Annotated in this window: 7 protein-coding genes and 1 riboswitch; of the genes, 3 read left to right on the top strand and 4 right to left on the bottom strand. The window is 39.3% G+C overall.

From position 1 onward, the window contains the following. Positions 1-279: 279 nt before the first annotated feature. From BIV60_RS28555 to BIV60_RS16570, 3 genes are all read right to left on the bottom strand, one after another. On the bottom strand, positions 280-435 hold the full coding sequence (locus BIV60_RS28555) for a YezD family protein (protein ID WP_256218441.1): 156 nt from the start codon (positions 433-435) through the stop codon (positions 280-282). Positions 436-500: 65 nt separating this feature from the next. Then, a riboswitch (SAM riboswitch) is annotated at positions 501-603 on the bottom strand. Between the two features lie 119 nt (positions 604-722). Then, positions 723-2,441, bottom strand: coding sequence for an assimilatory sulfite reductase (NADPH) hemoprotein subunit (cysI, locus tag BIV60_RS16575; protein ID WP_071356819.1), 1,719 nt, complete (start codon positions 2,439-2,441; stop codon positions 723-725). Between the two features lie 142 nt (positions 2,442-2,583). Beyond that, positions 2,584-4,377, bottom strand: coding sequence for an assimilatory sulfite reductase (NADPH) flavoprotein subunit (locus tag BIV60_RS16570; protein ID WP_071356818.1), 1,794 nt, complete (start codon positions 4,375-4,377; stop codon positions 2,584-2,586). 384 nt (positions 4,378-4,761) lie between these two features. Between BIV60_RS16570 and BIV60_RS16565 the strand changes: the two genes are divergently transcribed. Beyond that, positions 4,762-6,276 carry an aminoacyl-histidine dipeptidase gene (locus BIV60_RS16565; RefSeq protein ID WP_071356817.1) on the top strand — a complete coding sequence of 505 codons (1,515 nt, stop codon included), beginning with the start codon at positions 4,762-4,764 and terminating at the stop codon, positions 6,274-6,276. Here BIV60_RS16565 and BIV60_RS16560 read toward each other — a convergent pair. Further along, positions 6,199-7,854, bottom strand: a complete 1,656-nt coding sequence (locus tag BIV60_RS16560) for a PucR family transcriptional regulator (protein WP_071356816.1) — start codon at positions 7,852-7,854, stop codon at positions 6,199-6,201. The genes BIV60_RS16565 and BIV60_RS16560 overlap by 78 nt on opposite strands. Before the next feature lie 180 nt (positions 7,855-8,034). On the opposite strand from BIV60_RS16560, the gene BIV60_RS16555 reads away from it, so the two are divergent. Both BIV60_RS16555 and BIV60_RS16550 read left to right on the top strand, forming a co-directional pair. Continuing rightward, entirely contained in the window at positions 8,035-9,468 is a 1,434-nt protein-coding gene (locus BIV60_RS16555; protein ID WP_083402290.1) for a YfcC family protein, read from the top strand. A gap of 23 nt (positions 9,469-9,491) precedes the next feature. After that, on the top strand, positions 9,492-10,967 hold the full coding sequence (locus tag BIV60_RS16550; RefSeq protein ID WP_071356815.1) for an aminoacyl-histidine dipeptidase: 1,476 nt from the start codon (positions 9,492-9,494) through the stop codon (positions 10,965-10,967). The last annotated feature ends 414 nt before the right edge of the window (positions 10,968-11,381 follow it).

Below are 11,381 nucleotides of genomic sequence, written 5' to 3'. Positions count from 1 at the left end.
CAAAAATTTTTTGCCGGGTTTTTAGATTTTGCCCGCCTTAAGTATTTTTTTTAGAAAAGGCTCTTTTCGTAAACTTTGTTGCTTCTGGACCTTAATAAGGGTCAAATACTTAAGTTTCTAGGCAATTTTCGCAAATGTTCTTACGAAAAGATGCCACGAAGGGTTTTGTTATACGGGTTGATGAACTTATACGAAAAACAACAATCTATGCGAAAATAGCCTTTTTAAAAAAGGCAGTCTGCCACCAATTAAGGTGAAGACTGCCTCTAGTTTTTCTAGTCAGCGTTTTTTATTGGTTTGTAGACGAACCTTTTCGTTTTTCTCTATTTGCACTACTTTTCCATCCTGAACAACAAGTGTGATGGATCCGAAATTCAATGTTTCCAACATTTTCTCAAGATGTGAAGTAACTTCTTCCCATTCAGATGGTTTCAGCTGATTCGCCGCCTTTCAAAAAACGCCCTCCCCATTTGGAAAAGGCGTTTGTACTTCAAAGTAACACCTTATCTTTCAAAATGGATTCCATTTTGCAGGAATTGGCACCTTACGAATGTAGGTTGCCGGGCTTCATCGGGCCGGTCCCTCAGCCGCTCTAGATAAGCGAGTATTTTGTTTATATTTTATATCCTACCATACCCATAGGATTTGTCAATAATCTAATTATAAAAATTCTCAAAATTCTGTTTCATAATTTTCGAGTTTAGTATTTATTATTGATTCATTCAATCGTGGAAATTTGTACCGTCTGTTGTAGCTTTAATAATTCCTGAACGAATTACAAAGTCTCCAAAATGCTCGCCTTCCAGGCGTTCTTTTGCATATCGCGGAAGAATCTCCCGTAGTTCCCTTAAAATCTCCTCTTCACCGATATTTTCACGGTACATTTTGCTTAGACGGCTTCCGTCATGGGCAGCTCCCAAGTACATATTATACTTACCTGGCGCCTTCCCGATAAAGCCAATTTCGCCAAGAGAATGTCGGGCACAGCCATTCGGACAGCCGGTCATTCGAATGGTAATTTCTTTATCGCGCAAACCATTTTCATCCACAATGGTTTCGATTTTATCAATAAGCTTTGGTAAATAACGTTCAGCCTCCGCCATAGCTAATCCGCATGTTGGAAGAGCTACACACGCTATTGAACTGCGTCTTAATGCCGTATATTGCTTTCCTTCAGTTAAGTGATATTGTTCAACTAGATCGTTGATCTTTTTCTTCTTTTGACTCGATACATTGGCAATGATTACATTTTGGTTTGCTGTTAAATGGAATTCACCTGTATGAATCTTGGCAATTTCCCGTAAGGCAGTCTTTAACTTATAATTATCAAAATCTGCAACGCGTCCGCCTTCAATAAATAAAGTTAAATGCCATTTATCATTAATTCCTTTTACCCAGCCATAGCGGTCGCCGTTATGATCAAAATGATATGGTCTGGCTTCACCAAGACCCCAGCCAAGGCGATTTTCTAATTCACTTTTGACTGTTTCTAATCCAAGGCGGTCAACCGTATATTTGAACCTAGCATTTTTTCGGGAAGAACGGTTGCCGTAATCGCGCTGGATCGTAATCGTTTTTTCTGCAATGTCATACAATTGGCTAGGTTTACAGAAACCAATCACTTTTGCAAGCTGCGGATAGGTTGCGGTGTCTCCGTGTGTCATACCCATGCCGCCGCCAATTGCTACGTTAAATCCGATTAGTTTGCCCTCTTCCACTATTGCAATGAATCCAAGATCCTGCGAAAAGACATCAATATCATTTGAAGGAGGTACCGCAATTCCAATTTTGAACTTACGCGGCAAATAGAGCGGACCATACATTGGTTCAACTTCTTCTATCTCAGGAGTACCTGCCACTCTTTCTTCATCCAGCCAGATTTCGTGATACGCCCTGGTTCGAGGCAATAAATCGTCACTCAATTTTTTTGCCCATTCATAAACCTCACTATGGATTTCGGACTGATATGGATTAGATGCACACATCACATTCCGGTTCACGTCACCACAGGCTGCAATTGTATCCATCAAGGCAGCGTTAATCCCCTGAATTGTGCTCTTCATATTCCACTTTAGGATTCCATGCATTTGGAAAGTTTCTCGAGTTGTCAGTTTCAACGTTCCGTTTCCATATTTTTCAGCAAGATCATCCATAACTAACCATTGATCTGATGACGCCACCCCCCCTGGCAAACGAACACGCAGCATAAACTGATACGCAGGTTCCAATTTTTGCTTTTGACGTTCATTACGAAGATCCCGGTCATCCTGCAAATAGCTGCCATGATGTTTCATTAGGCGGTTATCGTCATCGGGAATACCGGCACTGATTCGATCGAGCATCACTTCTTTCAGCGTGCCGCGTAAATAGTCACTTTCTATTTTAATTCGCTCAACATCGCTTGGATTACCGTCTGGCGCTTTTAAAACTTGATTCACCATTTTTGAAAAAACTCCTCTCAGTATGTCTAGCTCCATCGCCTAGCCCCTCAAGTCATAAGCCAATCCGTCAAGAAGGTTAAAGAGCAACCTTCATGCCGGCTCGTCTTATGCTGGTCTGGGCTGCCCAAGGCGCTTACGCATTTCAGTATACATCACGCTGATAACGTTTTTGCTGCTGCAATTCAGCCAGATATTCTTCTGCTTTTTCGCGGCTTAAGCCGCCTTCTTTTGCGATAATTTCTATCAATGTATTATGAACGTCATGTGCCATATGTTTTTCATCTCCGCAGATGTATACAACTGCACCCTGTTCTAACCATTCAAAAAGTTCTTTGCTTTGCTCAAGCATTCTGTGCTGTACATATACTTTTTCTTCTGTATCTCTTGAGAACGCAACATCCAACTTTGTTAGCACACCATTTTTCAGCCATTTTTGCAATTCCGTCTGATATAGGAAATCGGTCACGAAATGCTGATCACCGAAGAACAGCCATGATTTTCCTTCCGTACCGGTTTCTTCACGTTCTTGAATGAAAGAACGGAATGGTGCAACTCCTGTACCAGGACCAATCATGATAATTGGTGTTTCTGAGTTCGGCAGCTTGAAGTTCTCATTTTGCTGAACGAAGACAGATACTTGGTCACCAGGCTCCAGACGCTCTGCAACAAACGTGGAGGCAACGCCTTTTCTTTCACGTCCATGTGATTCGTAACGGACTGCGCCGATCGTTAAATGTACTTCATCTGGATTGGCTGCTAAGCTGCTCGCAATCGAATAAAGACGAACTGGAATTTTACGAAGAATCGAGACGAATTCCTGTGCAGAATTACCCCATGGACCAAAATCTCGAACTAAGTCCAGTAAATCGCGTCCATTGATATATTCTTTTACATTTCCTTGCGAAACTAGCTCTTTTAATTCCTCATTTGTGGAAAGCGGTGCAATTTTCTCAAGAAGCGGTTTTGTTAATGTCGTAATCTCATAGTATGATTGGAGCGCTTCTTGAAGAGTGCGCACATCCCCTTGTTTAACGGTTATTTGGTCTTCTTTTGACCATTTCAATTCACTAAGAAGAAGCTCAACTAATGCCGGGTCATTTTCAGGATAGACGCCTAAACTGTCCCCAGGTTCAAACGTGAGGCCAGATCCTTCAAGTGATAATTCAAGATGATGCGTTTCTTTATTAGAACCGCGCCCGTTTAGATTGATGTTATCAAGCACTTCTGCTTTAAACGGATTGGTTCTAGAATATACGGATTCAGTTGTTTGCAGCGTACTGACAGCAGCGGCTGCTTCAGCTGCTCCTGCTCCTTGGGCATCTTTCAGGCTACTAAGAACCCCGTCAAGCCATTCTGCAGCTGGTTCCTCGAAATCGACATCACAGTCAAAACGTGGATAAAGCCTTGTTCCACCAAGTTCCTCGAGGCGGGTATCAAATTGTTTACCTGTTTGACAGAAAAATTCATAAGAGCTGTCACCCAAAGCCAGTACGGAAAATTGAAGTCCATCAAGTTTTGGTGCCCGTTTGCCATGTAGAAACTCATGGAAAGTCATCGCATTATCAGGCGGATCTCCTTCTCCGTGTGTACTCACAATAATCAGAAGGTTTTGTACCTTCTTTAAATTATTCGGTTTAAAGTCGCTCATGGAAGAAATTGTCACAAGATAACCGTTTCCTTCCAATGTTTTGGCTGCTTTATTAGCAAGACCTTTCGCATTTCCAGATTGTGAACCATAAAGAATTGTTACATCTTTGGAAATGGTCTGACCGGCATTTTGAGGAGCAGCCGGCTGAGCCCCTGGCACTGAAAACTGGGAAGCAGCCAAATACCCGCTTAACCAAAGCTTTTGCTGGTCTGTCAATGTCGGCAGAAGACGGTTAAGGAGCTCTGCCTGCTCCTGACTAAACGGACTGTTTAATACCTGAAGTTGCAACATATCCACCTCACTAAGAAATATAAAATTCAAAAACCTCGCATTGAAATATCAAGGGCTCCGAATTTTTTTACTTTTCTGTCTCTCTAATAGATTAATAATATAATAATTTGACAATTCCTATAAGTCAAGTCGGTTTTAAAACTTTATTTTTCATACAACAAAATTCATTTCTCTATTCTGACACTTTGTATGAATTTTACTGTTTTTTCTTTAGCATTTTGTACATTTAGAATCGTCCGATACTTCTGATAACATATATTTAAGGAAGGGAGGGCAGTCCGCCAGGCTTAATTGAATGTAAAGCTGTAATAAACGATGAAAGGCGTTATTCCTTTTTGATACAATGAAGGGGCTTAGGTTGTTGATAAAGGAGTGTCCATCTTGTTTAGCAGTTTACACGAACTAACCCAATTTACCGTTTTTCATTATTTTGCTGAAATTTCAAAAATAACAAGGCGGTCTGGTCAGGAAAAGGCAATAAGTGATTTTTTGGTTCGGTTTGCAAAAGATCATCATTTAGAAGTCATCCAAGATCAGGCTTTAAATATTATTATCAAAAAACCTGCTTCACCGGGGTACGAACACGCCCCAACTGTAATGATTCAAGGGCCAATGGATATGATTGAGGACAAATATGAAAATACTGAACATGATTTTACGAAGGACCCTCTTCAATTAAGAATTGAAGGAGATATGCTTTATGGAACAGATACGACATTAGGTGCAAATAGCGGAATTGCCCTTGCCTACACTCTTGCATTATTGGGTTCTAAGCGAATTCCTCATCCGAATCTTGAGGTAGTCCTCACTACTGAAGGCAGATTGACCATGAAAGGTGCTAGAGAATTAGACACCTCCCTTTTAAGTGGAACCATCTTAATCAATCTGGATTCGGACGTATCAGAAAAATTATTGGTTAGTGGTGCCGGTGGGATTTCCAACACATTTAAGCTCCCTATCATTTGGGAAGATGCGGCAAAAAATAAAATGCTCTGCCGAATTCATATTAGCGGATTAAAAGGCGGTCACTCTGGTCTCTATATCAATCAAGGCCAGGGGAATTCCAACAAACTTTTAGGCAGGATTTTACAGAGTTTATCTACGAAAATGGATTTTAACCTTGCAGGGTTGGCTGGCGGTAAAAAGGATACTTCGATTCCCCGGGAGGCCGAGGCATTCGTTCTAATTAATCCCCACAACGTTCTTCAGTTAGAATTTGAAGTGGCTAAATGGGACCAAATCCTTAAGAATGAATTAAGGCACTCTGAGGAACGTGTGCTTGTTAAAGTTACAAAGGAAGAAGATGCTCGTCAGAAAGTATTTTCAAAGGAAACGACGGAAAAAGCCATTGCAGCATTGATTTTATTACCAAGCGGCGTAGAAAATATGAGCTTTGATTTCCCAGGATTAGTAGAAAGTTCTGCTAACTTGGGTGTCGTACAGACCCATGATACAGCCATTACTTTTGAAAGTTTCATTCGAAGCTCTGAAAAAAGTTTAAAGGACAAGATGATCAATGAAATGAAAATGCTTGGAAGTATTCTTGGATGCGAAGTGACCTTTGGCTATGACTATCCAGAATGGCCGTACAAGCCGGATTCGAAAATCAGATCACTTTTTGAGATGGTATATAAGGAAAAATACGGCGAAAATATCGAATCAATTGCCATTCACGCAGGGCTTGAATGCGGTCTATTTTTAGAAAGGATGGACTTAGATGCCATATCCATTGGACCTAATGTTTATAACAGTCATACACCGAATGAACATTTAAGCATCTCGTCCACCTTAAAAACGTGGGAGTACCTTCTAGCTGTGTTAAAAGAAATTCATGCGATTGAGCTCATAGGCCCGCAGCGAAAGTTCAATACAAATCCGCCGTTCTGGATTGGTTAAGTCACCAAGTAATTCTTCCAGTTTTCCAAGACGATAATACAGAGTTTGGCGGTGGATAAATAGCTCCTTGGCTGTTTTCTGCTTAGAACTATTATTATTTAGATATATCTTAAGCGTTTCAAGGAGCTGGTGTCCGTGCTCCTTGTCGTATTGAATTACCTTGCCTAAATAATCATTGATGAATGAAGGGATTGTTCGCTCATCTTTCATGTTTAACAGGATACGAAAAATCCCCATATTTTCATAGAACGGATTCGGATTTGATTCTGTAATTTTTGCGATTTCAATTACTTGTTTTGCTTCTTGAAAACCTTGATATGCTTGAGTGAGTAAATGGGCAGGGTTACTCATACCCATAAAGATTTCCCGATTCTCTAGTAAATTTGCAACTGCTTGTTTTAATTGATTTACAGCTATACCGATACGTTCCTGTATAGGGCGCATTTGTTTGCGATCAATTTGCGTTTGATAAACAAGGAAATACACCCGGTTTCCCAAGGGAAGGATGACAGTTTGAAAGAAATGGCGCTTCATCATATTACGCGTCATAACAACAATGCTTTGTTGCATGGCACCTAAATCTTCATAGGTTGTATTCACTCTTGGGAACCCCCATTCCATAACACCACAGTAAAAGCAAAAGTCACGCATATCGTTTGGGAACAGGCCAAGTTTTGTACGAAGCAGCTCCTCCCCTTGGATACGGTTGTTCAAAATGTCATTTAACAGAATATTTTGTTCGTGGAAATTTCTCTCTTCAATGAACAGAAGGCGTAATAAATTCTGGGCGATGGCAGTGACAGTATAATCTAATGATAAAGATATGAATTCATCTGCCTCCCTTTCAACCATCCATACACCAACATATGCAAGGCACTGCCCCATCGCAATGACTGGTTGATAAAGTATGATGTTTTCCGGATTGACGATTTTTTGCATCTGTTCTGTACTATCAATAGAACATTTCTCGATTTGTATTCTAAATAACTCTAAACATTCTTTTTGATCAGTTGAATTTAACTGTGGTAAAAAGATAGGATCACCATCTATAGGATAGTAAATGATGTTTAATGAAAGCATTTGATGAAAGGTTTGCAGAATGGTGCTAATACCTTTTGATTGTAAATTTAATTGCGATAATTTTTTGTGAAATGTTTCTAATTCCTTTAAAGCCTTTACATTAGAATTAATTAATAATGCATGTATATCACTCGTAATCTCAACAAATTTAACTTTTCTAGTAAAAATAATCAGGGGGAAATCATAGCTTTCCGCTAATTCAATCATTTCCCCAGGGATGGATGAAAAATTCGCCCCTAACTCAATACAAAGAGCAGAAGCATTTTGCCGAATGAGCTCCTGAAGGAAAGACAAACAAGAATTGATATCGCCATTATAAAACAGACCTGTTGTAAGAATTACCTCATTTCCATCAATGAGACTTTGATTTTCATTAGTTTCGAGAATATGAATCCATTTTACATGGCGGTTTAATCCGTTATACCCTGCAATAATTTTTGCCTCGCAGAAATGAGGCCGTTTCATAATATCTCTAACAGTAAAATCCCGTTCAGACATAATGTTTAACTCCAATCGAAACAACGTATTATTAATTAGACATTTTGTATATGACCCATATTTTATCATAGTCAGGGTCAATATTTAATAATGGTTAACGATCTTTATCTTTGAATCTAACTTCCATCTTTTTTTGAATTAACTGAATATTATGAATATTTTAGTAGGAGTTGATTAATTTTGGAAAGAATTGTTTTACTGGAACCAAATAAGCAGGCAGCCAAAAGGAAATTTAAACTTCAAATGCCTCATAGTTATGTCTTTATGGGAATGATTATTCTCTTAACCGCCTTATTCACGTATATTATTCCTGCAGGTGAATTTGATAGGGTTGAAGATCCTGTTACGAAAAGATCACTAGTTGTACCGGACTCTTATCATACTGTGCACCAAACACCTATTAGCTTTTTTAATATGTTTATTAGTATTCAAAAAGGAATGATGCATGGAGCGGAAATCATTTTTTATCTCTTTTTCGCCTATGGTTTTATCTTTATTCTGACTAAAACCGGAGTATTTAATAGCGGCATAGGCGCACTCGTTAGAAAAATGAAAGGAAAAGAAGGCCTGATTATTCCTGTATTTATGCTTGTCTTTGGAGCGATGGGTGCAGGATTTGGGATGTATGAAGAAAGTTATGGCTACATTCCAATCATGATGGGAATTACAGTTGCGCTTGGATATGATGCATTGGTTGGTGTTGCAATTGTTTACGTCAGTATCACCACGGGCTTTGCTGCGGCCGTTACCAATCCTTTTACTGTTGGGATCGCCCAAGGAATTGCCGGCATCCCGCTTTTTTCGGGTATTGCCTTTCGTGCCATTGCATTTGTTGTCTTTATGTCTATTTCCATATTCTTCGTCATGCGCTATGCTAAAATGGTAAAAGAAAATCCCGAAAAAAGTATTGTAAAGAATGTACAATTCCCCTTTTTATCTGGAATTGTACAAGGCGGTCTAACAGATACAAAATTCACCGTTCCACATAAGATTAGCTTAGGTTTGTTTGTTTGTACGATTATTACCTTGGTTACTGGGACCGTGAAATTTGGCTGGTACCTTCCTGAATTATCAGCTGTATTCATCATCATGATGATTGTCATTGGTTTAGTAAACAGGCTTACGCTCGCTGAAGTGGCGGATACGTTTATTGAAGCTTGCAGAAACATGATATATGCCGCCCTCATCATTGGAATGGCGAATGCAATTCTCGTTATTTTAGAAGACGCACATATTATTGATACGGTTGTCTATTATATGGCATATGCCATTAAGGGGCTATCTCCTTATGCCGCATCCGCCGGAATGATTATTGTACAAACCCTGCTTAATTTTTTTGTCCCTTCTGGAAGTGCTGCGGCAACGATTTCCATGCCGATTATGACTCCTTTATCCGATTTGATTGGGATCCATCGTCAAATTGCCGTTCTAGCATTCTCTTTTGGTGACGGATTCGCAAATATGCTTTGGCCTTCTACGGTTGTGGTCATCTGTGGAATAGCGGGCATCCCAGTCGATCGCTGGTATAAATTTTTATGGCCTCTTTTCATCACCATCATGGCCATGGAAGTTATTTTTATGATTTCTGCCGTTGCAATTAATTATGGACCATAATTAAAATTGAAAGGATGAAAACAATGTACAATCGTTTAGAGGATTTAATCCAGCACCCGGTATTTTACTTTTTTTCAGAAATTTCAAAGATTCCAAGGGGCTCCGCGAACGAGAAAGCCATTAGTGATTATTTGGTTCGTTTTGCCAAGGAACGTCATTTAGAGGTAAAACAGGACGCTGCATTAAATGTAATCATCAAAAAACCGGCCACTCCTGGCTATGAGAATATACCAACTGTGATTATCCAAGGACATATGGACATGGTTTGTGAAAAAAACACAGGCACTGTTCATGATTTTGAAAAGGATCCCATTCAGTTACGAATCGTTGATGATATGCTCTATGCAACAAATACTACGTTAGGGGCTGATAATGGTGTTGCTGTAGCCTATGCTCTTGCCTTATTGGACTCTGAGGAAATCCAACACCCTGCCCTTGAGGTTATTATTACAACCGAAGAGGAAACAACAATGGGAGGAGCTTTAGCGGTAGACCCTTCCGACCTTAAGGGGAAAATCCTGATTAATATTGATTCAGAAGAGGATCATAAGTTATTAGTCAGCAGTGCTGGCGGGATAAAAGTAACGCAAAGCCTTCCAATTGCTTGGGAGGAGGCACCGAAGAACACAGCAGCCTATTCTATAAGTGTTCGAGGATTAAAAGGCGGGCATTCCGGGATTTCAATCAATAAGGGAAGAGGAAACTCAAATAAGATTATCGGTCGATTCTTAGCAGACCTAGCAGCAGAGATTCCGTATTACTTGCAAAAAATTTACGGAGGGTCAGCTACCAATGCGATTCCTCGTGAAACGGATGCAATTATTTTAGTTTCTGAGAATTCGATTAAAAAATTAGAAGCAAAAATAGCTGAATGGAATACTATTTTACAATACGAGCTGAAAACTTCGGACCCAGAGGTACATATTAGCCTAAATTATGTGGAGTTTGAGTTTACTCATGTTTTTTCAGAGCAAACAAAACAAAAAGCAATTGCTTCGCTGATGCTTATTCCAAACGGCATTCAAAGCATGAGTATGGATATTGAGGGATTGGTGGAGAGTTCGACCAACCTGGGAGTGGTCACTACTTCTGAAACAGAACTGCATTTTGCTAGTGATTCAAGAAGTTCGGTTAAGAGTTTAAAAGTAGATATAGTCAAAAAGGCCCGATTAATAGCTGAAGTACTTGGCTGTGAATTTATCATGGAAAACGATTATCCAGAATGGCCCTACAATCCGGATTCAAAGATTCGTAAACTATTTGAAAAGGTATACAAAGAGAAACACGGCGCAGATATCGAAGTTATCGCTGTGCATGCCGGTATCGAGTGCGGCATTTTGATTGATAAAATCCCGGGATTGGACGCGATTTCGATTGGACCAGACATGTACAATGTCCATACACCAAATGAACATTTAAGTATACCTTCAACAATCAATAATTGGGAATACTTCCTATCGGTTTTAAAAGAAATGAAATCATTCGATTGGGAGGAATAAATCCTTTTTATTTTCGACAAAATTCAGGTGGTGACATAGCACCACCTGAATTTTTGTCGAATCACTTTAAATAAACCACACCAGATAAAAATGTGGTGGTGAAATTTTCATGGCCAAAAATTCTTATTTATATCCATCTTCAGTATGGTTAATAAAATGTTTGAAAAGATCAAAAGTACGATAAGACAGACAGTGCGATTTATGTAAAATTGCTGTTTTTCAAAATGAAGACTATCCAGGTGAATATTTGAAGATTTGTAACAAAACAATCTTATGTGTAAGGTGTGCGTTTAGGTTAGTTAGTCATCCTGATTTTAAGTATTATCATACGTTCACGTATGATCAAATCATGTCTTTAGACTTTAACCTTATATTATTTTATAAAAAGCTAAAGGATATATATAAATATAATTG

Origin of the sequence: Bacillus sp. MUM 116 (assembly GCF_001866655.1) — a bacterium.
Taxonomy (GTDB): domain Bacteria; phylum Bacillota; class Bacilli; order Bacillales; family Cytobacillaceae; genus Neobacillus.
Note: the sequence above shows the minus strand (reverse complement) of the source record. Positions and strands in the feature narration are given on the sequence as shown.

Bases quoted from the DNA above. Each gene is read 5' to 3' on its own strand.
- BIV60_RS16550 (WP_071356815.1), top strand. From the start codon at position 9,492: ATGTACAATCGTTTAGAGGATTTAATCCAGCACCCGGTATTTTACTTT.
- cysI (WP_071356819.1), bottom strand. From the start codon at position 2,441: ATGGTGAATCAAGTTTTAAAAGCGCCAGACGGTAATCCAAGCGATGTT.
- BIV60_RS16560 (WP_071356816.1), bottom strand. From the start codon at position 7,854: ATGTCTGAACGGGATTTTACTGTTAGAGATATTATGAAACGGCCTCAT.